The 19,968-nt window shown below is 68.2% G+C and carries 22 protein-coding genes; 12 read left to right on the forward strand and 10 right to left on the reverse strand.

All coding sequences use genetic code 11. From position 1 onward, the window contains the following. Positions 1-61: 61 nt before the first annotated feature. On the reverse strand, positions 62-688 hold the full coding sequence (locus ACFQEV_RS15155) for a DUF420 domain-containing protein (protein ID WP_379697752.1): 627 nt from the start codon (positions 686-688) through the stop codon (positions 62-64). A 200-nt stretch (positions 689-888) separates the two neighbouring features. Here ACFQEV_RS15155 and ACFQEV_RS15160 point away from each other — a divergent pair, with 200 nt between their 5' ends. Then, entirely contained in the window at positions 889-1,287 is a 399-nt protein-coding gene (locus tag ACFQEV_RS15160; RefSeq protein ID WP_379697754.1) for a hypothetical protein, read from the forward strand. Between the two features lie 89 nt (positions 1,288-1,376). On the opposite strand, the gene ACFQEV_RS15165 is transcribed toward ACFQEV_RS15160, so the two are convergent. The 5 genes from ACFQEV_RS15165 to ACFQEV_RS15185 all read right to left on the reverse strand — a co-directional run bounded on the left by ACFQEV_RS15165 (position 1,377) and on the right by ACFQEV_RS15185 (position 6,129). Further along, positions 1,377-2,423 carry an NAD(P)-dependent glycerol-1-phosphate dehydrogenase gene (locus tag ACFQEV_RS15165; RefSeq protein ID WP_379697758.1) on the reverse strand — a complete coding sequence of 349 codons (1,047 nt, stop codon included), beginning with the start codon at positions 2,421-2,423 and terminating at the stop codon, positions 1,377-1,379. 82 nt (positions 2,424-2,505) lie between these two features. Beyond that, positions 2,506-3,171 carry a LysE family transporter gene (locus ACFQEV_RS15170; protein ID WP_379699895.1) on the reverse strand — a complete coding sequence of 222 codons (666 nt, stop codon included), beginning with the start codon at positions 3,169-3,171 and terminating at the stop codon, positions 2,506-2,508. Between the two features lie 279 nt (positions 3,172-3,450). Further along, complete coding sequence (locus ACFQEV_RS15175; protein ID WP_379697761.1) at positions 3,451-4,155, reverse strand: TMEM165/GDT1 family protein; 705 nt, start codon at positions 4,153-4,155, stop codon at positions 3,451-3,453. Then, on the reverse strand, positions 4,152-4,865 hold the full coding sequence (locus ACFQEV_RS15180) for a metal-dependent transcriptional regulator (RefSeq protein WP_379697763.1): 714 nt from the start codon (positions 4,863-4,865) through the stop codon (positions 4,152-4,154). The genes ACFQEV_RS15175 and ACFQEV_RS15180 overlap by 4 nt, the downstream gene beginning before the upstream one ends. 88 nt (positions 4,866-4,953) lie before the next feature. Beyond that, a complete protein-coding gene (locus ACFQEV_RS15185; protein WP_379697765.1) occupies positions 4,954-6,129 on the reverse strand; it encodes a pyridoxal-phosphate dependent enzyme in 1,176 nt (391 codons plus the stop codon). A gap of 131 nt (positions 6,130-6,260) precedes the next feature. Here ACFQEV_RS15185 and ACFQEV_RS15190 point away from each other — a divergent pair, with 131 nt between their 5' ends. After that, on the forward strand, positions 6,261-7,538 hold the full coding sequence (locus ACFQEV_RS15190; protein ID WP_379697768.1) for an NAD(P)/FAD-dependent oxidoreductase: 1,278 nt from the start codon (positions 6,261-6,263) through the stop codon (positions 7,536-7,538). A gap of 1 nt (position 7,539) precedes the next feature. Here the strand turns inward: ACFQEV_RS15190 and ACFQEV_RS15195 are convergent, their stop codons facing one another. Next, a complete protein-coding gene (locus ACFQEV_RS15195) occupies positions 7,540-8,244 on the reverse strand; it encodes a metallophosphoesterase (protein ID WP_379697771.1) in 705 nt (234 codons plus the stop codon). 119 nt (positions 8,245-8,363) lie between these two features. On the opposite strand from ACFQEV_RS15195, the gene ACFQEV_RS15200 reads away from it, so the two are divergent. Next, positions 8,364-9,167 (forward strand): DUF7839 domain-containing protein, encoded by an 804-nt coding sequence (locus ACFQEV_RS15200; protein WP_379697774.1) that lies wholly within the window; start codon positions 8,364-8,366, stop codon positions 9,165-9,167. A gap of 10 nt (positions 9,168-9,177) precedes the next feature. Here the strand turns inward: ACFQEV_RS15200 and ACFQEV_RS15205 are convergent, their stop codons facing one another. Beyond that, the gene (locus ACFQEV_RS15205) at positions 9,178-9,786 is read right to left on the reverse strand and encodes a J domain-containing protein (protein ID WP_379697776.1); all 609 of its coding nucleotides are present in this window, start codon (positions 9,784-9,786) and stop codon (positions 9,178-9,180) included. Positions 9,787-9,938: 152 nt separating this feature from the next. On the opposite strand from ACFQEV_RS15205, the gene ACFQEV_RS15210 reads away from it, so the two are divergent. The 3 genes from ACFQEV_RS15210 to ACFQEV_RS15220 all read left to right on the forward strand — a co-directional run bounded on the left by ACFQEV_RS15210 (position 9,939) and on the right by ACFQEV_RS15220 (position 13,436). After that, positions 9,939-10,187 (forward strand): DUF8075 family protein, encoded by a 249-nt coding sequence (locus ACFQEV_RS15210; protein WP_379697778.1) that lies wholly within the window; start codon positions 9,939-9,941, stop codon positions 10,185-10,187. A gap of 104 nt (positions 10,188-10,291) precedes the next feature. Further along, positions 10,292-12,616, forward strand: a complete 2,325-nt coding sequence (gene ppsA, locus ACFQEV_RS15215; protein ID WP_379697780.1) for a phosphoenolpyruvate synthase — start codon at positions 10,292-10,294, stop codon at positions 12,614-12,616. A gap of 64 nt (positions 12,617-12,680) precedes the next feature. Further along, positions 12,681-13,436, forward strand: a complete 756-nt coding sequence (locus tag ACFQEV_RS15220; protein WP_379697783.1) for a CPBP family intramembrane glutamic endopeptidase — start codon at positions 12,681-12,683, stop codon at positions 13,434-13,436. Positions 13,437-13,464: 28 nt separating this feature from the next. Here ACFQEV_RS15220 and ACFQEV_RS15225 read toward each other — a convergent pair whose 3' ends face one another. Continuing rightward, positions 13,465-14,037: a cupin domain-containing protein gene (locus tag ACFQEV_RS15225; protein WP_379697786.1), complete on the reverse strand. Its 573-nt coding sequence runs from the start codon at positions 14,035-14,037 to the stop codon at positions 13,465-13,467. Positions 14,038-14,163: 126 nt separating this feature from the next. Between ACFQEV_RS15225 and mfnA the strand changes: the two genes are divergently transcribed. The 5 genes from mfnA to metG all read left to right on the forward strand — a co-directional run bounded on the left by mfnA (position 14,164) and on the right by metG (position 19,159). After that, complete coding sequence (gene mfnA, locus ACFQEV_RS15230; protein WP_379697789.1) at positions 14,164-15,240, forward strand: tyrosine decarboxylase MfnA; 1,077 nt, start codon at positions 14,164-14,166, stop codon at positions 15,238-15,240. A gap of 88 nt (positions 15,241-15,328) precedes the next feature. Next, positions 15,329-15,949, forward strand: coding sequence for a YqaA family protein (locus ACFQEV_RS15235; protein WP_379697792.1), 621 nt, complete (start codon positions 15,329-15,331; stop codon positions 15,947-15,949). A gap of 165 nt (positions 15,950-16,114) precedes the next feature. Next, on the forward strand, positions 16,115-16,375 hold the full coding sequence (locus tag ACFQEV_RS15240) for a hypothetical protein (RefSeq protein WP_379697795.1): 261 nt from the start codon (positions 16,115-16,117) through the stop codon (positions 16,373-16,375). 172 nt (positions 16,376-16,547) lie between these two features. After that, positions 16,548-16,832 carry a hypothetical protein gene (locus tag ACFQEV_RS15245; RefSeq protein ID WP_379697798.1) on the forward strand — a complete coding sequence of 95 codons (285 nt, stop codon included), beginning with the start codon at positions 16,548-16,550 and terminating at the stop codon, positions 16,830-16,832. Positions 16,833-17,086: 254 nt separating this feature from the next. Next, positions 17,087-19,159, forward strand: a complete 2,073-nt coding sequence (metG, locus tag ACFQEV_RS15250; RefSeq protein ID WP_379697801.1) for a methionine--tRNA ligase — start codon at positions 17,087-17,089, stop codon at positions 19,157-19,159. 40 nt (positions 19,160-19,199) lie between these two features. Here metG and ACFQEV_RS15255 read toward each other — a convergent pair whose 3' ends face one another. Then, positions 19,200-19,430 carry a hypothetical protein gene (locus ACFQEV_RS15255; protein ID WP_379697805.1) on the reverse strand — a complete coding sequence of 77 codons (231 nt, stop codon included), beginning with the start codon at positions 19,428-19,430 and terminating at the stop codon, positions 19,200-19,202. 128 nt (positions 19,431-19,558) lie between these two features. Between ACFQEV_RS15255 and ACFQEV_RS15260 the strand changes: the two genes are divergently transcribed. Continuing rightward, positions 19,559-19,894 (forward strand): hypothetical protein, encoded by a 336-nt coding sequence (locus tag ACFQEV_RS15260; RefSeq protein ID WP_379697807.1) that lies wholly within the window; start codon positions 19,559-19,561, stop codon positions 19,892-19,894. Positions 19,895-19,968 lie beyond the last annotated feature (74 nt).

The following is a 19,968-nucleotide window of genomic DNA, read 5'->3' on the forward strand; positions in this document are numbered from 1 at the left end:
TCAGCATTTCCGCGTGCGATTCGAGGCGGTTCAAGCGGTGCCGCGACGCTCGCCGCCCGCCTCAGAGGGGGGCGGCGACGAGTGCCGCCGTCGCGGATTCGACGTACTTCCAGCCGTAGAGGTGGTTCAACAGGAAGTACGTGACGACGCCCAGAGACAGAGAGAGGAGCCACGACCCGGCGGCGATACGGCCCACGCGTCGGTGCGGCGTGTCGCGGCGCAGTTCGCCCGGCGAGTGCGTCACTCCGAGGACGAGTGCGTAGAGGACGACGGGCACCGCGACGATGGAGAGGAGGATGTGTATCGCCAGCATGGCGAGGTACGGGTAGTAGACGGCCGTCGGGCCGACGAACTCCTTGGTCCCGCCACCGCCTATCTTCGCGAGGTACATCACGAGGAAGACGAGGATGAGGGCGAACGAGGCGACCATCGCGGCGGCGTGCTTCCGCACCTCGTCGCGCCGAATCCACCGCCACCCGGCGGCGATGACGACGACGTTCACCGCGTTCACGAGGGCGATGGCGTCCGAAAGCAGGTTCACCTCGGCCAAAGACAGGTCGGGGAAGACGGTGCCGGGGACGTACCCGAGGAACGTGCCGACGACGAGGCCGTAGCCCACGACGGAGAGCACCGCCGTCACCGCCGCGGGGTGTTCCTTCACCGGATTGTCGGCGCTCGCGGTTGCCATACGGGCGACTTCGAAAGGAACCGCCTTCCGTCTTCGGATTCCGGGCGGGGTTTCGCGGCGCGGTTCGGCCGCGTACGCGGTCAGTCGCCTACTTCGACCGAAACGAGAATCGAGACGGCCTCCTACGGATTCGGGCCCCCACGTACACCGCTAACGCCCGGTAGAGACGATATTTAGCGGAGCGACGGTCGCTACTCGGTGTGCCCTCCTCGAAACGGATAGTCGCAGGGAGCGTGCTCGGAATCGCGTGGGGAGTCACCGAACCGAGGATGTTCGAGGGCTTCTTTTGGCTGCATCTGGCCGCGGCGGGGGCCGCGCTTGCCGTCCTCACCGTCGCGGTTGTCGGATACGGCCCCGTGAGACACCGGAACCTCGGGACGATTGCCGTCGTCCGGACGGTTACGACGGGGTCGTTCGCCGCCGGGTATCTCGTCTACGCCTACCGGTTCGGTTTGAGAGGTTCCCGGGTACGCCTCTGGCGGGACCGCTCCGACGAGTCGTCACCGGAGGTATCGTCAACCGCCGGCCGAGAGAACACCGCTGAGAGATGCTACGGGAAGTTCCGTACTGTACTGTACCGCGACGAGCGAACGGAGTGAGCGAGTCGCGGCCTTTTTGGTCCAGATTTTTGGAGGGGGTTCGAGCGTGCTGGAGGCACGCGAGGACCCCCTCGAAAAAGGTGGGGGCGTTAGATTACGCCCGTGAACGTCGCAGCCTCTATCGCCGCCTCCTCACTGACGCCGTCGCCGAGGATGGTGTACCGGTCGCGGATAGTGTGGGCGGTGGTCAGCGCCTCGATGACCGTCTCGTCGGAGATACCGAGTTCCGAGGCGGTGGTGGGAGCGTCCATCGTATCGAGAGCGTCGCGGATGTCGCGCCACTCGCCCTGTTCGCCGCTGTGGAGGTACTCGGTCACGATGGACCCGACGCCGACTTGGTGGCCGTGGAGGGCGCGGCCGGGGACCAAGCGGTCGAGTTGGTGCGAGAAGAGGTGCTCCGCGCCGGAAGCGGGCCGCGAGGACCCCGAGATGGACATGGCGACACCCGAGGAGACGAGCGCTTTCACGACGACCCACGCGGACTCTTCGAGGCCCTTCTTGATGGAGTCCGAGTTGCCGACGAGCATCTCGGCGGTCATCTGCGAGAGCGCGCCCGAGTACTCCGAGTACTCGACGTTCTTCAGGCGGTGGGCGAGTTGCCAGTCTTTCACCGCGGTGTAGTTCGAGATGATGTCCGCGCATCCGGCGGTGGTGAGTTCCCACGGCGCGTCCGCGAGAATCTCCGTGTCGGCGACGACGGCCAACGGTGGGTCGGCGGCGACGGAGTGGCGGGTGTCGCCCTCCGGGATGGAGGACCGCCCGGAGACGATGCCGTCGTGACTCGCCGCCGTCGGCACGGAGATAAACCCGCAGTCGAGGCTGTCGGAGGCCATCTTCGCGGTGTCGATGGCCTTGCCGCCGCCGAGGGCGACGAGATAGCCCGCGTCCATCTCCCTTCCCGCCTCAATGACGCGTTCGACGGAGTCGAAGCTGGCCTCCGAGATGGTGATCGTCGTGGGGTCGTCGAACTGGGCGCGAACCCGGTCGCCCGCGATGTCGTTCGGCGTCGGACTCGTCACCAGTAGCGGCCGCCCCGAGAGGTAGAGTTCCCCCACCGCCGCAGAGAGTTCGTCCAACACCCCGTGGCCCACGAGGACGTTCCGCGGGAGCTGAATCCACGTCGATTTGTCGAACATACGTGCCTCTCTTCGGCGACGGTTCATACCTTTTCTCGTCCGGAACGGCCGACGACGGTGACGACGGCCGGGGGACGGCCGCTCAGAGCAGACCGCCCGCCGCCTGCGAGAGAAAGAGGACGCCGAACCCCGTGAGGACGACGGCGCTGACGCCCGCGACGACGGGCGCGAAGGCGTCCACGCGCCGTTCCGCGCCGACGAGCGCCGCCGGGAAGCCCATCACCCAGAGGACGATACCGCCGAAGAAGCCGACGACGAGCGCCGGCGACCCCGTCTCGACGACGAGCGTCCCGGCGAGTTCGCCGCCGACGTACGGCGTCTCCGCGAGAACGTCCAGCGTGCCGGGCTTCAGCAGTCCGACGCCGATGGTGAGCCAGAACAGAATCTGGTAGGGGTTCGTCAGGGCGAGGAGGAACGCCTTGCCGAACCCGGTGGTCGCCCGCGACTCCACGGCACCCTCCGTCGCGGCGTTCCCGTCGTCCGTGGCGTCCGCGCCGCCGTCGCCGCGAGCGTCCGCTCCGAACGAACTGCGAACGTCTCTGGCCGCGCCGTACGCGAAGTAGAGCATGAGGACGCCGCCGACGCCGACCATCGCCGCGCGAACCGTCGGGAACCGTTCGACGAACGCGACGACGCCGAGGGCCGCGAGGACGAAGAAGATGGCGTCCGCCGTCATCGCGCCGAGTCCGGCCTTGAACCCCGCGAACCACCCGCGGAGAACGCTCTCCTCGGCGATAATCGCGTTCATCGGACCGGGCGGCGCGGCCAACGCCAGCCCGAAGACGACGCCGGCGAGGAGAGAGGGAGCGAGATTCGTCACGTCACGCGACTACGCGAGACCGTACAAAAAGCACACGGAGACAGAACGGGAGACCGCGGTACGACGGCGGGGCGAACCGGACGGGTCCGGCCCCGACCGGACGGAACCGGTCCCGAGTGGACAGAACCGAACACGAGGGGAGCGAACCCGACACGACCGGGACGAACTGGAGCGAACCGAACGCCGCCGGGGGTCGCAGGTCACGGGTCACAGGAGGCCGGTCACCGCGGAGGCGATGCCGCCGACGGCCGTCTCCCAGACGGAGAAGCCCGTCACCATCGAGACGACGGTGTCGAGGCCGAAGAACAGGAACAGCGCCGCGCTGAACAGGTGGGCCTTCCGCATATCGACCCGGTGGGCGAACGTGTGGAAGAAGTAGGCGTTCGCCAGACTCACCGGGAGGATGGCGAGCATCTCGCCCACCCAGATGGCCGACGTCGCGCCGTACTGGACGGCCAACCCGACGGTGACGAGTTGGGTCTTGTCGCCGAACTCGCCAGCGGCCATCATCGAGAAGATGGGGACGAACCCGCCGAACCGGCCGGAGACGCGGTCTATCGGGGCCGGGAGGTCCCAGTCCGCGGTGAGGCCCCCCGTCCCGCCGTCCGTCTCGGCGCCCGCTCTAGTCGTCCCCGGTTCGGGCGCGGACCGAAACAGCAGGACGGCGAAGGTGACGAACAGTACCGCGGTGACGGCGTCGAGGACGAACGGCGAGAACGCGTCCTGTAACGCCTGCCCGAACCACACTTCGAGGGCGGTCCACCCGGCGAACGCCGACCCCGCGGCGGCGACGACGACGAGGGGATTGTACCGCGTCGAGAGGCCGGCGATGATGAACTGCACCTTCTCGCCGGGCAACACCAGCAACTGCGCGACGAACGCGACGGTGAGCACTTCGAGGTAGCTCGTCACGCCGTGGGTACCTCCTCGCTTCCGCCGTCGAAGTTACCCGTCGCGCGGACGCGAATCGACGCCGCGACGGCGTCCGGAAGGCTCTGCTCGTCGCCCTCGATTCGGTCGCCGTCGGCGACGCGGACGGTCACCATGCCGAACGGGGCGACGTCCGTCACCTCCACGCTCGTTCCGGGGGTGATGCCGGCGTCCGCGAGGTACTCCAGTTCCTCCTCGTTGCGGTCGCTGACGCGCGCGACGACGACCGTATCGCCGACGGAGTGATCCGAGAGTCGCGTCGTCTCCTCGTGGTCGAGGGGGGTCAGATCGGGCGAGGGAATCGGGTCGCCGTGCGGGTCTACGGTGGGGTTCCCGAGGACGTCCGCGACGCGCCGTTCGAACTCCTCGGAGATGTGGTGTTCGAGGGCGTCCGCCTCGTCGTGGACCTCGCTCCAGGAGTAATCGAGGTGTTCCGCGAGGTACGCCTCCAGCAGGCGGTGGTGACGGAGGACTTCCAGCGCCACCGTCTCGCCCTCCTCGGTCAGTTCCGCGCCCTTGTACTTCTCGCGGTGGACGAGGCCGCGGTCGGAGAGCTTCCCGAGCATGCTCGTGACCGTCGGCGGCGTCTTCCCGAGGTACTCGGCGATGGCGGAGGTGGAGACGGGCGGCCCGCTCTCGGCCTGAATCTGGTAGATGGCCTTCAGGTAGTCCTCCATCACGTCGCTCAACATACCCCGAATTAGACGAGTCTAAAGTAAATATCCTCGGGCCTCGAAACCGTGCGGGTCCGGCGACTGTCGCCGCCGCGGATTGGTCGCGTTAGATGCCCTTCCCCATCAGGTGACTGCGGAGGATGTCGGCCGTCTTCGTCCCGGATTCGGTGTTTACGACCACCACGTCGTCGTCCGCGCCGACGACGCCGTCCTCGGCGAGTCGCCACGCGGCGGCGACGGCGGCACCGCCGGCCGCGCCGACTTCGAGTCCGGCGTTCTGCGCGGCGGCGACTGCGCTCTCCAGTATCTCGTCGTCGTCAACCGCGAGAGCGTCGCCGCCCGTCTCCGCGAGGGCGGCGAGTGCGGCGGCCCCGCCGTTCGGGTCCGGAATCTCGAGTTCGCCGACGATGGTGTCCGGACCGGACCACGGTTCCACGTCGTCCGCGCCGCGTTCGTGCGCGGTGACGACGGGCGCGCATCCCGACGGTTGCGCGGCGTACACCGGCGGCACGTCGTCCGTGACGCCCGCGTCGCGGAGTTCGCGGAAGCCCTTCGCGACGCCCGCGACGACTTCGCCCGTCCCCGCGGGGACGACGACGGCGTCCGGCACCGTCCACTCGAGGGATTCGGCCACCTCGAACGCCACCGTCTTGATGCCGTCGTGGCGGTACGGGTTGTCGAACTCCTGCAGGGTGTGCCACTCGGACTGCAGTTGCTCGTGGAGGGCCTCCTCGGCGTCGGGGTAGCGGCCGCCGACGACGCGCATCTCGCCGCCGTGGACGTTCACCATCGCCTTGTTCGGGAACGGCGCGCGCGAGGGGACGAACGAGTACGACCGCAGGTCCGCCATCCCCGCGTACGACGCCGCCGACTGGCCCGCGTTGCCGGGCGTGGCGAGGGCGACGAGTTCCGCGTCCGCCTCGCGCGCGGCGGTGACCGCGGGCGAGAGACCCCGGTCCAACACGGTGCCGGTCGGGTTCCGCCCCTCGTCTTTGATTCGGAGCGTTCCGACGCCGAGTTCCGCCGCGAGCGTCGGCGTCTCCACCGACGGCGTCCCCCCCTCGTCGGCGGTCAACGGGTCCGAGAACGGGAGGAGGTCGGCGTACCGCCACATCGTGCCGGTCGGCGCGTCGTCCAACCCGCCGTCCCCCCACGCGACGGCGTCGAGGTCGTACGCCGGGTCGAGATGCGCGCCCGCGTCGCTCCCGCCGGTCGTCGTCGCCTCGTACTCCTCGCCGCTCTCGGCGCAGCGCAAGCCGAGAAACGCCTCGCTGGTGTCCATACCGGGCGTTGCGGCGCGACCGACAAATCCCTAGCCATTCGGCTTTTTCGACGCTTCGCCGCGCGCGGCCGACCTGCACCGACTGACTGTCGCGCACAGTACATTAGTGCGGTGCGCGAGAAGGCCGGGGCATGGACGAAACCGTGGTCGTCGTCGGCGCGGGCCTCGCGGGTCTCGTCGCGGCGCGTCACCTCGCCGACGAGGGTGCCGACGTGACACTGTACGAACGGCACCACGAAGTCGGCGGACGAGTTCGGACGCAGAAACGAGACGGGTTCACCCTCGACCGGGGCTTTCAGGTGCTCTTCACCGGCTATCCGGCGGTACAGCGAGAACTCGACGTGGACGAACTGGACGTTCGGGAGTTCTCCCCGGGGGCCGTCATCGCCCGCCCCGGCGAGCGTTCGACGCTGTCGGACCCACTGCGCGACCCGAAGTCCGTCATCTCGACCCTGCGGAACGACGAGGTGACCCTCACGGACAAGGTTCGGACGATGGCGCTTCGCCAGCACGTCCGCGGCATCTCGGAGCGCCACCTGTTCGAGGGACCGGACACGAGCATCCGAGAGTACCTCCGCGAGTGGGGGTTCTCCGAGAAGTACATCGAGAACTTCGTCGCGCCGTTCTACGGCGGTATCACCCTCGACCGGTCGCTCACCACCTCCAAGCGCGTCTTCGAGGCGACGTTCAAAGCGCTCTCGAACGGCCGCATCGTCGTCCCCGCCGAGGGGATGCAGGAGATTCCGAAGCAACTCGCGGAGAAGGCCCGACAGGCGGGCGCGGAGATTCGCCTCGAAACGGGCGTCGAGTCCGTCGAGAACTACGACGACGGCGTGACCGTGCGGACGACGGCGGAGACGGTGGAAGCCGACGCCGCAGTCGTCGCCGCCGACCCGAAGGAGTCGCTCCGACTCACGGGCGTCGACGAGATACCGACGATCGCGCGGACGTCCACGACGCAGTACTACCGCCTTCCGGCGGGGACGGACTTCGGAACCGGGCGCAGACTCCTGTTGAACGCCGGCAGCGACGCGCCGAACACCGTCGCGCCGATGACGAAAGTCGCGCCGGAGTACGCGCCCGGCGACTACGAACTCCTCGCGGCGACGTTCCTCGGAAAGGAGGCGGCAGAACAGAGCGCGATGCAGTTGGCCGCCAAGACGAGGCGGAAACTCAACTCGTGGTACCCCGACGGGTCGATAGACGACATCCAGTCCATCCACACAGACCGCATCGAGTTCGCGCAGTTCGACCAACCGCCGGGAATCCACGACCGACTGCCGAAGTACCGCGACCCGGGCGGGTGGACGTACCTCGCGGGCGATTTCACCGAGTGGTCGTCGATACAGGGCGCGATGCGAAGCGGTCGCAAGGCCGCCGAGGCGGTGGCGTACGACCTGCGACTCTGACTCAGAGCATCCGCCGGAACTCGCCCAACGGCGGGAACGTCAGCGCCTCGTCCGCGCTCTCGTCGTACAGTATCGGGCGGAACGCGTCGATGTCGGTCACGAGGGGCGACTGCACGTCCCGGGTCCGGAGTCGGTTCACCACCACGCCCGCCGCGAGGCGATTGAACGCCGGGAGCATCAGCACGTCCGCGCCGCGGAACGCCTCCTCGCCGTAGAGGAAGCAGGGCCGACGCGTCCCCTCGATGGTTATCGCGGGGTGGTCGTGACCGACGACGTACAGCGACGCCTCCCGTTCCGGGAGGGCGTGCCCGTGGCAGACGACGACGGACGCGTCCGTCTCCCCGCCGAGGACGTACTCGTCGTGGACGGTGCCGTCGAAGACGGAGTCGAGGACGGTGTCGTGGTTCCCCCGGACGAAGACGGGGCGCGCGCCGGCCTCGCGGCACGCCTCGGTCAGGTCGGCGACGCCCTCGCGCGCCCGCGACGTCGCGGACCCGAACTCGTGGAGGACGTCGCCCGCGAAGACGACCGTCTCGGGCGAACGGGCGTCGAGGTGGTCGGCGAGGCGTTCCCGCAGGTCGCGACGCTCCCCGAGGGGGAACTCGACCGACGACGCTTCGTCCCGGCCCACGTGCACGTCCGCGAGGACGAGGGCGTCCGCGCCGGGGAGGTACGCCGCCCTGTCGCGGTAGACGACCTCGAACACGGTGCGAGGCAGGGCCCCGACGCTCAAAGCCGTACCGTTCGGCGGCGGAACCGCGGCGAACGGGTCGGCGACCCGCGGGGGCGACGGGATTTTTCACCGCTCGGTTCGTGCGACGGAGCATGACCGGGGCCCTCGAAGACAAGCGGACGGCCACCCGACTCCGCATCCTCGTCGAGATAGCCGACAGACAACCGGCGGTGAGTCAGGGCGAGATAGCGGACGCGGTGGGCGTGACGAGTCAGGCCGTCAGCGAGTACATCCGGGAGTTGGTCGAGGACGACTACGTCGAGAAGGAGGGACGGTCCCGGTACCGGGTCACGAAGGAGGGCGTCGACTGGCTGTTTCAGAAGGTCAAGGACCTCCGGCGGTTCGCCGACCACGTGACCGACGACGTGTTAGAGAGCGTCCAAGAGGACGCCGCCGTCGCCGCCGAGGACGTCTCCGCCGGCAAGACGGTGACGCTGTCGGTTCGAGACGGCCTCCTCCACGCCGCCCCCGGGTCGTCCGGCCCGGCGACGGGCGTGGCGACGACGGACGCCGAGGCGGGCGACGACGTGAGCGTCACGGGGTTCGAGGGCGTCATCGAGATCGGTCCCGGGCGGGTGACGGTCGTCCAGGTACCGCCCGCGCGGTCCGGCGGGAGTTCCGCGGTGGAACCGTCGGCGCTGGAAACCGCCTGCGACGGCGCGGACGTGGTCGTCGCCGCGGGCGTCGAAGCGGTCGTCGCCCTCCGGAAGGCCGGCGTCGAGTCGGAGACGGCGTTCGCGGCGGGCGAGGTGGCGTCCGCCGCCGCGGAACGGGGGTTGGACGCGACGGTGGTCGCGACCGCGGACCTCGTCGGCAGGGTGACGGACGCCCTCCGCGACGGCGACGCCCTCTACGAGGTCACCGAGGCGGCGCGGGTGGAAGAGGACGGACGATAAAACAGACTCTTCAGGCGGCCGCGCCCTCGGCGTGTTCCCTCGCCGTCGCGTACGCCTCCTGTAGCTCCTTGAACTCCGATTGGGACCCGCCGTGGTCGGGGTGGACGTCCTTCACCCGGTCGCGGTAGGCGCGTTTCACCTCGGCGGGGTCGGCCGTCGTCGGCACGCCGAGGTAGTCGAACGCGGCGGTCACCGGACTCTCGCGGGTCGGCGCCGCGGGTTCGAACTCCGGCACCTCGAACGGGAGGCGACGCCCGAGTCCGTGCGCGGGCATCTCGTGTTCGCAGAGGACAGTGTACGTCCCCGCCCGTTCGAGTCGGAAGTACGCCTGCGCGTCGAAGGTGATGGCCACGTCGCGTTGCGGGAGGTAGAACGCGACCGTCTCGCCGTGGAGGGCGTGGTCCTCGACAAACGGTTCGCCTATCGTCCGGAGGTAGTCGCGGATTTCGGTCCGACGACGGCCCGCCCCGTCGATGTTCGGACCGCGGGACACCGCCTCGTCGGGGAACAGTCGCCCCCCCACGAGGAACACCCCGGCGACGACGAGGGAGGCGACGATACCCCCGACGACGCCGAGGAGAAGCCACGGCGGCGTGAGCGACACCAAGTCCGATTGCACGACCCAACAGAGGTCATCGAGGATAAAGAAACTCTCGGGGCGAGCGGTGCCGTTCCTCGCCGTAGTCGGGTGTTCGGACGCCTCGTTCCGGGCCGGACGTTCCGTCCCCGCCACGCGACGGACGTTTACTGTCTCGGTTCCTACTGCACCCCGTGCGACCGATACGATTCGAGGAGGCCGACTCGGCGGAACGGACGCAGATAGGCGAAGGGTTGACCCGACCCGCCGTCGCCGCCGGCCGGTTGGAGACCGGTCGCGAGGAGGGGAAGTACTTCCTCCGCCACGACGACGGGTGCGCCGTCTGCGGCGAGGAAGTAAGCGCCGGCAAACCGTTTTATCTCGACCCTGAAACCGGCGAGATACTCTGTGAAACCCACGGTTCGGCCAGACGAGAGGAGTGACCGTATTCACCGAACCTAACGTACTCGCGGCCGAGTAGTATTTTATTCATGCTTGCGTTGTCCGGAAAGTACTTATTACGAATTGTGGTGATTAACAAACGCTAATGGCTGTAGTTTGGCTGGACGACGTACGCGCCGCCGATTTGGGTACGGTCGGCGGCAAGGCGGCTTCGCTCGGCGAACTCACGGCGGCGGGACTTCCCGTCCCTCCGGGGTTCGTCGTAACAGCAGGAACGTACCGGGCATTCATCGAGGACGCCGGTATCGACGAGGAACTGTTCGAGGCCGTCGACGTGGACCACGAGGACTCCGCCGCGTTGAAGGAAGCGCACGAACGCGCGCACGAGCTCATCGTGGAGACGCCGGTCCCCGAAGAGGTTCGCGAGGAGATTCTCGCCGCCTACGAGGAGATCGGCGAGGACGCCTTCGTCGCGGTGCGGTCGTCCGCGACGGCGGAGGACCTGCCCGACGCCTCCTTCGCGGGGCAACAGGAGACGTTCCTCAACGTCCAAGCCGACGACTTGGTGGAACGCGTCAAGGAGTGTTGGGCGTCGCTGTTCTCTCAGCGAGCGATATACTACCGCAACAGACAGGACTTCCCCCACGACGAGGTGGACATCGCGGTGGTCGTACAGGAGATGGTCGCCGCCGAGAAGTCCGGCGTGATGTTCACGTCGCATCCCTCGACGGGCGAACCGCGCATCATCATCGAGGCGGCGTGGGGTCTCGGCGAGGCGGTGGTCTCCGGCACCGTCTCCCCGGACAACTACGTCGTAGACCGCGGGACGAAGGCGGTCGAGACGGCGACCGTCGCCGACAAGAAGGTGATGATGGAGAAGGACGAGGAGACGGGCGAGACCGTCGAACGCGAGGTGTCGGAGGACCGCCGGAACGCGCGCGTCCTCTCCGACGAGGAGATTTCGGAGTTGGTCGAACTCGGCGAACGCGTCGAGGAGCACTACGGCGAACCGCAGGACGTGGAGTGGGCCGTCTACGAGGGCGACATCTACATGCTCCAGTCGCGGCCCATCACCACCATCTCCGAGTCGGGGACGGACGCCGACTCCGGGGCGGTGGAGGCCGCCGGCGACGGCGGGGCCGAGGTGGCGAGTGCCGGTAACGGCGCGGACGGCGCAGACGGAACCTCGGACGACGGTGACGTACTCGTGCAGGGACTCGGCGCGAGTCCGGGCATCGCCTCCGGCGAGGCGCGCATCGTCACGAAACTCGACCACCTCGACCAGGTGGGCGACGGCGACATCATCGTCACCGAGATGACGATGCCTGACATGGTGCCCGCGATGAAGCGCGCGGCGGGCATCGTCACCGACGAGGGCGGCATGACCTCCCACGCCGCCATCGTCTCCCGCGAACTCGGCGTCCCCGCCGTCGTCGGCACCGGGTCGGGCACCCGCGAACTCGACGACGACCAACCCATCACCATCGACGGCGACAAGGGCACCGTCCGCGAGGGCGTCGTCGAGTCCGAGGACGTCCAACGCGAACCCATCGAGGAGGCGCGTCCGAAGACGCCGGTCAAGCCGATGACCGCGACGGAGGTGAAGGTGAACGTCTCCATCCCCGAGGCGGCCGAACGCGCCGCCGCGACGGGCGCGGACGGCGTCGGACTCCTCCGGATGGAGCACATGATCCTCTCGACGGGGAAGACCCCCGAGAAGTACATCTCCGACAACGGCGAACGCGCCTACGTGGACCAACTCGTCGAGGGGATGCGCACCGCCGCCGAGGAGTTCTACCCCCGGCCGGTCCGCATCCGAACGCTCGACGCGCCGACCGACGAGTTCCGCCAACTGGACGGCGGCGACGACGAACCGAAGGAGCACAACCCGATGCTGGGCTACCGCGGCATCCGGCGGTCGCTCGACACCCCCGAGGTGTTCAAACACGAACTGGAGGCGTTCCGGCGGATGTTCGAGATGGGGTACGACAACGTCGAGATAATGTTCCCCCTCGTAAACGACGCCGAGGACGTCTACCGCGCGAAGAACCTGATGCGCGAGGCCGGCATCGACCCCGACAAGCGCAACTGGGGCGTGATGGTGGAGACGCCCGCCTCCGCACTCGGCATCGAGGAGATGGCCGGGGCGGGCATCGACTTCGCCTCGTTCGGGACGAACGACCTCACGCAGTACACCCTCGCGGTGGACCGAAACAACGAGAACGTCGCCGACCGCTTCGACGAACTCCACCCCTCGGTGCTGAAACTCATCGGCGACACCATCGAGACGTGCCGCGAACTCGGCGTGAAGACGAGCATCTGCGGGCAGGCCGGGTCGAAGCCGAAGATGGTGCAGTTCCTCGCCGAGAAGGGCGTCTCCTCCATCTCCGCGAACATCGACGCCGTCCGCGACGTGCAACACGAGGTCAAGCGCGTCGAACAGCGTCTCATCCTCGACTCGGTGCGCTGACCCCCGAGTAACGCCCCCGCCACGCGCTTTTATCTCTCGGTCGGCCGTACGACCGCAGTAGTCCATGCCCTCCACCCACGCCTCGTCGCCCCGTCGCGGCGTTCGGTCCGCCGTCGTCGCCTTGACCGTCGTCTCGGTCCTTCTCGTCGTGACGCTCGTCGTCGCGGCGGCGGCCGGAGCGGTGGTCGTCCTCTCCGTCCTCGCGGCCGAACCCGCGGGGGAACGGTCCATCGCTCTCGTCCTCCTCGCGGCGGTGGTTCCGACGGAGGCGGTGTACCTCGCCGTCTCCATCACGTACGCCCACGTCAGGGAACTCCCCGTCCCGGTTCGCGTCCCGACGCGGCGCGACGCCGCCCTCGTCCTCGCGGGGTCCGTCGTCACCGTCGTCGCCGCGACGGTCATCTTCGCCGTCGGCGACGCCGCCGGCGTCAGCCCCGTCTCCAGCGCGTTCGACCCGGCGACGGGGGCCGACCCGTCGGCGCTCCTCCTTCTGGCCCCCCTCTCGATACTCGTCGTCGCGCCCGCCGAGGAGGCGTTCTTCCGCGGCGTCGTGCAGGGCCGCCTCCGGCGGACGTTCGGACCGGCCGCCAGCGTCGGCGTCGCCAGCGCCCTCTTCGCCGCCGTCCACGTGTTCAACTTCGTCTCGTTCGACCGGCCGGTCGGACTCCTCGTGCCGTTGGGGGCCATCTTCGTCGTCTCGCTGGTTCTCGGCGGCGCGTACGAGGTGACCGACAACCTCGTCGTCCCGGTGGCCGTCCACGGCGCGTACAACGCCACATTGGCCGTCGTCTCCTACCTCTCCGTCGTCGGCGCGGTGTGAGAGAACGAGGGAGGGCCCCCGGCGGCCGTCACTTCCGGAACGGCGGTTCTTCGAACTCCGCGCCGCAGTCGGGGCAGACGGTCACCGGCCGGTTCCCGTCCGTCAGCGTCGCTCGCAACTCGTCGCCGCCGCAGTCCGGACATCCCGGCGGAACGCGTTCGGCGCCGCAGTCCGGGCAGACGAGTTTCGGTTCCCCGCCGTCGGTTTCGGCGCGCACGTCGTCGCGTCCGCAGTCGGGACAGGCGACCGGAATCCGAACGTCGGTACTCTCCCGGGGCGCACCAATCGCGAACGCCACGAGAACGCCGTCGGAGTCGTTCCGCCCCGACTGGAACTCGCCGGGCGCGAACCGCACCGCCTCGCCGGCGTCGACGGCGAGTTCGCCGGCCATCGTCTCGAACGTCGCCGTCCCCGCCACGACGACGAACACCTCCTCTTGGTCGGCGTGCGCGTGCAGTCCGCCGGGGAACCCCTCGCCGGGCGCGAGTCGGTAGCGGTTGAGGGCGAAGCCGGTCGTCCCCAACGCGTCCGAGAGGCGGCGTCCTTCGCTCTCGTCGCCGAGAGGGACTGATTCCGCGTCGTCGAAGGAGACGCGTTCCATGCATCCCGATTCGTCGCCGTCCGCATATGCACCGGGGTGGTTTCGGGCGGACGCCGCCGCGCGGACGCGACATCGCACCCGACAGACAACGGAATTGATAAACGCCGCCGCGGGGTAGGAGGTTCCATGCAGCGGGCCGCCCCGCAGGAGTTCACTCGCGTCCTGTCGTCCATGTGCACGGAACCGCATCCGGCGGCGCGGGACGCCGCGGAGCGGTTTCTCGCCTCGAACCCGGGCGACCCCGCGACGTACCGGACGGTCGCCCGACTCGAACACCGGGCGGTCGAGACGCTCGGCGAGATTACGGGCCTGTCGGACCCCAACGGCTACGTGACCAGCGGCGGCACGGAGGCGAACATCCAAGCCGTCCGGTCGGCGCGCAACCGTCGCCGCGTCGAGAACCCGAACGTCGTCGCCCCCGAGAGCGCGCACTTCTCGTTCACCAAGGCCGCGGACGTCCTCGGCGTCGAACTCCGCCGCGTCCCGACGGACGAGGCCCACCGCGCGGACGTGGACGCCGCGCGGGCCGCCGCGGACGACGACACCGTTCTCGTCGTCGCCGTCGCCGGGAGCACGGAGTTCGGACGCGTGGACCCCGTCCCCGAACTCGCCGCCGTCGCCCGCGAGGCGGGCGCGTTCCTCCACGTGGACGCCGCGTGGGGCGGGTTCTACCTCCCCTTCGCCGACCGCGAGTGGGGGTTCGCCGACGCGCCGGTGGACTCGATGACCATCGACCCCCACAAGTGCGGGCAGGCCGCCGTCCCGGCGGGCGGACTCCTGTTCCGCGAACGCGCCGGACTCGACGCCTTGGCGGTCGATACGCCGTACCTCGAATCCACGTCGCAGGCGACGCTGACGGGCACGCGAAGCGGTGCGGGCGTCGCCGCCGCCGCCGCCGCGATGGACGCCCTCTGGCCGGACGGCTACCGCCGCGAGTACGAACGGGCCGCGGAACTGGCGGCGTGGTTCGCGTCGGAACTCCGCGAACGCGGATTCGACGTGGCGGACGTCGAACTCCCCATCGTCGCCGCCTCCGTTCCGGAATCGCTCTTCGAGCGTCTCCGCGAGGCGGAGTGGCGAATCTCGCGCACCGAGTCGGGGGAACTCCGCGTGGTCTGCATGCCGCACGTCACCCGCGAGATGCTCGCCGCCTTCCTCGCGGACCTCGACGACTTCGACGAACGCCGCTCGTCGGCCCCCTGATCGGAGTCCGTTCCGGGTCGGTCGGCCGACGGGACGGCCCGTCACCGGAGTCGGAATCTCAAGACTTACAACCTCTCGTTTGGGAGGAATGAGCAAAGTGTCTCTCGCCGCCGCTATCGAGGTGTTCGCTCAGGGCGCGGTCCCCGTCGGACACGCAGTGGACCCGGCGGCGGTCGGCGCGAGCCTCTTCCCGGAGTTCGGCTTCTCCGACACGGTCCGGCGCGCGACCGGACTGTTCGGCCTCTTCGTCATCTTCGTCTACTCGTTTCTCATCGCCTTCGCCCTCCCCGGCGTGAGCGAAGTCGTCCTCCTCGCGCCGATAGACCTCGGACTCACCTACTGGCAGCGGATGACCGTCATCATCGTCGTCAGCGGAGTCGGCAAGGCCGCGGGGAGCGTCTTTGCGTTCCACATCGGGCAGGAGGCCAAGGAGGCCGGCCCGATCATCCGCGCGCTCCGTCGTTCGCGGTTCGACGTGGTGGAGTGGTCCGAGCGAAAGACGGTCAAACTCGCGCAGACGTGGGGGTACGCCGGCCTCGCGGCGGCCCTCTGCGTGCCGGGGTTCCCCGACACGCTCTCCATCTACGCGTTCTCGGTCCTCGAAGAGGACTACCTGAAGTTCGCGGCGGCGACGTTCGTCGGGAGCGTCGGCCGTCTCGTCATCACCCTCGTCGGCGTCGAAGCCGTCGTCGCGTTCGGATTGCTGTAGCGCGGAACCGAGGTGCGCGCCGCGACGACTCCCGAAGCTGTCCCTCCCCCGAGGAGTCCCAACTCTCCGAGTAAGTGCCGTCTCGCGACCGGTCCGCGCCGAACACGTTCAAAATGTCGGCGGGAATAACTATGTGGTAACCAACCGACAGTGCCATGCACTACCATGGAACGAAGCAGTCGAGCGTTCATCCGAATCGCCATCGCAACCGGTGCCGTCGCGGGAGCGAGCGGAACCGCTCTCACGGGGTGTAAGACCCACGACTGCAACAAGTTCGGCAACCGCGAGGAACAACCGGGGAACGAGAACGGGCAGGCCGTGGGCCACGACAAGGACGAGGGTGATCCCGGCGGCGACGCCCACGACCAGGACGAGGAGAACCCCGAGAAACCGGGACAGCGAGTTGGACACTGCAAGTACGATTGAGCCCCGGCCCGACGAATTTTTTCCATCCGTCGCCCCGGCGGTGACGGACGCGTCTCCCTCGCGAGAGGGTCCGAATCGAGAGTGTAACGTTTCGGAGAGGATCTTCGTTCCGGTTCGGACGAAGCGCCGAACGGCGAGCGGATTTATCCTGCCTCGATTCGTGTCACCACACATGGACGTAGAGACCGGTATGCGACAGATCGACGAAGCGGTCCGGAACACCGTCGGCGCACAGAACTACGACGAGGGGACGGAAGCGGAGTACCGGCAGGTGCTGAAGGAAGTCGAGAGCATCGCCGGCGGCGGTGCCGTCGAAGACGTCGTCGGGTGGATCTCGGGCGAGGTTCGCGGCGAGGAGTCGCTCCCCTCGAAGAACGCCGTCGAGGAACGCGCGGCGCAGATATGCCGCGACTACGACGAGGAGATTCCGTCGTCCTCGCGGTTGGCGAACGCCTGAATCGGCGCGGCGCGTTCGACGGACCCGAGTTACTTTTCTTCGGCGCGCGACTATCGACACCCGTGACGCTCGTCCGCACCGGCCCGATGCGTATGCGCACTTCCTTCTAGCGCCGGGTGGACCCGAGGCGCGGTCGGCGGTCGGTAACGCGGCCGGCGGCCGGGCCCGGCGAACCTCGGGCGCGCGGTTTTCCGCCGAGAGACGCTTCCGAAACCAGCGGGATTTTGGTCCCGCCCCCGAACCACACACGATACATGAGCCACGAGGACTTTCCCACGGACACGCCAGCGGTGGTGACGTGCGGGTTGCCGTACGCGAACGGCGACCTGCACATCGGACACTTACGAACGTACGTCGGCGGCGACATCTTCAGCCGCGCCCTCCGGAAACTCGGTCAGGAGACGGCCTTCGTCAGCGGGTCGGACATGCACGGCACGCCCGTCGCCGTCAACGCCGAGAAGGAGGGCGTCACGCCCGAGGAGTTCGCCCTCCGCCACCACGAGAAGTACGAGGAGACGTTCCCCGAGTTCGGCGTCGAGTTCGACAACTACGGCCACACCCACGACGAGACGAACACCGAACTGACGACGGACATCGTCCGAACGCTCGAAGACGAGGGGTACGTCTACGAGAAGGAGATCCAGGTCGCCTACGACCCCGAGGCCGACCAGTGGCTTCCGGACCGGTTCGTCGAGGGCACCTGCCCGTACTGCGGCGAACACGCCCGCGGCGACGAGTGCGACGAGGGGTGCGGCCGGCACCTCGAACCCGGCGAGATAGAAGATCCCACCTCGGCGCTGACGGGCAACCCCGCCGAGTACCGCGAACGCACGCACAAGTTCTTCGAGGTGTCCGAACTGCAGGAGTACCTGCAGGAGTTCATCGACAGACTCGAAGGGACGCCGAACGCGCAGAACCAGCCCCGAGAGTGGATAGAGGGCGAACTGCAGGACTGGTGTATCACCCGCGACATGGACTGGGGCATCGACTACCCCGGCGACAACCCGCAGGACCTCGTCCTGTACGTATGGGTGGACGCGCCCATCGAGTACATCTCCTCGACGAAGCAGTACACGGACCGCGTCGGACGCGACGAGTTCGACTGGGAGGCGGCGTGGCGCGAGGAGGGGGAGATAACCCACATCATCGGCCGCGACATCATCCAGCACCACACCGTCTTCTGGCCGGCGATGCTCCGCGCCGCCGGGTTCGTCGAACCCCGCGCCGTCATGGCGTCGGGGTTCATCACGCTCAACGGCAAGGGGTTCTCCACGTCGCGGAACCGCGCCGTCTGGGCCGACGAGTACCTCGACGAGGGCTTCCACCCCGATCTGTTGCGCTACTACCTCGCCACGAACGGCGGGTTCCAACAGGACGTGGACTTCTCGTGGGACCGCTTCCGCGAACGCGTGAACAACGAACTCGTCGGCACCGTCGGCAACTTCGCGTACCGGTCGATGCTGTTCGCCTACCGCGAGTTCGAGGGTGCGCCGGACGCTCCCCTCTCCGACGAGGTGCGCGACCGAATCGAACGGGCGATAGAGGAGTTCGAGGCGGGCGTCAACGACTACTCCGTCCGCGAGGCGGGCAACGCCGCCGTCAGAGTCGCGCAGTTCGGCAACGAGTACATCCAGCGGAACGAACCGTGGAAGCTCGACGACGACGACCCGCAGAAGGCGCAGGTCATCCGCGACTGCGTGCAGGTGGCGAAGGCCGTCGCCGTCCTCTTCGAACCCGTCGCGCCGGACAAGGCGGAGGCCCTGTGGGCCGACCTGAACGAGGGGAGCGACGTTCACGGCGTCGGAACCGACGCCGCACTCGAAGCGCCCGCCGAGTCGTTCGGCGAACCCTCGGAGCTGTTCGAGAAGATTCCCGAGGAACGCGTCGAAGAACTCAACGAGAAGCTCCGGTCCCGCGTCGAGGAGAGCGAGGACGAGGCGGAAACCGAAACTGACGACGACGACGAGAGTGATTCGACTGTGAGCGACGAATTCGAACCCGTACTGGACGACCGCATCGACTTCGAGGGGTTCCAAGAGCTCGACCTCCGCGTCGGCGAGATTCTCGACGCCGAGGGCATCGAGGGCGCGGACAAGCTCGCCAAGTTGACCGTCGACATCGGCGTTGAGGAGCGTCAGATCGTCGCCGGCATCAAGCAGCTCCACGATTTAGAGGAACTGCCCGGCACGAAGGTAGTCGTCGTGGCGAACTTAGAGAAGGCGGAGCTGTTCGGCGTCGAGTCCAACGGGATGGTCCTCGCCGCGGGCGAACAGGCCGACCTGTTGACCACCCACGGCGACGCCGTCCCCGGAACGAAGGTCAGATAGCCGGAATAACGAGTCCGTCCCGCGGCGCGTCGCGCCGCGTCTACTCCTCCATCGACACCTGCACCTCGTCGTCGGTGACCGCGACTATCTGCTCGGCCGTCAACGCGAGTTCGCCCGACCCCTCCGAAACCGCCTCCTCCCGGTCGGCGACCGAGGGGGCGTCCGTCTTCATTATCGCCTCGTTCCCCTCGATGCCGGTGATTCGGCCGATGGGTTCGTCGTTCGGGCCGATCACGGTCTTTCCGACGAGTCGTTCGGTCACTTCCTGCATAGTCGGTTCAAGGGGCGAGAGAACCGAAAGGCTGGTGGCGCACCTATCTCCCGGGGAGTCAGTTCAACCAGCTCACACGTCTCGTGAGGACACGAAACGGTTTTGCCACCCTAGGCGAGAGACCGGCCATGTTCTTCGGTCTCACGAGCGAGGATGTCAAACTGGAACGGGGGCCGCCCGTTCGCCTCTCGGAGCGATTGGCGGTCGCTCACTTCTACTTCGTCGCGGACAGTAGCCGGGGCGTGCGGGAGGGAATCGAACACGTCGCGGTGCACGACCAAGGCGACGACACCTACGACGTGCGCTTCACCGGCCACACCGACGGCGCGTACGTCGTAGAGCGCGCGGTTCTGGAGGATATCTGCGCCTCACTCGCGGAGGGCGACCGGTATGGCGAGTGGAAGGCCCGGTTCAGGGGGGAGCGCCCCGACTGGGTGCCGAACAGTATCACGGAAGGCGAGTAGGCCGCGGCGGACGGCGAACCGCCGTTCGTCCGGATGCGGGGCGGCACGGTTCGTGTGTGCGTGGTTTTTCGGCA

It is taken from the genome of Halopelagius fulvigenes (assembly GCF_042662625.1).
GTDB lineage: Archaea > Halobacteriota > Halobacteria > Halobacteriales > Haloferacaceae > Halopelagius > Halopelagius fulvigenes.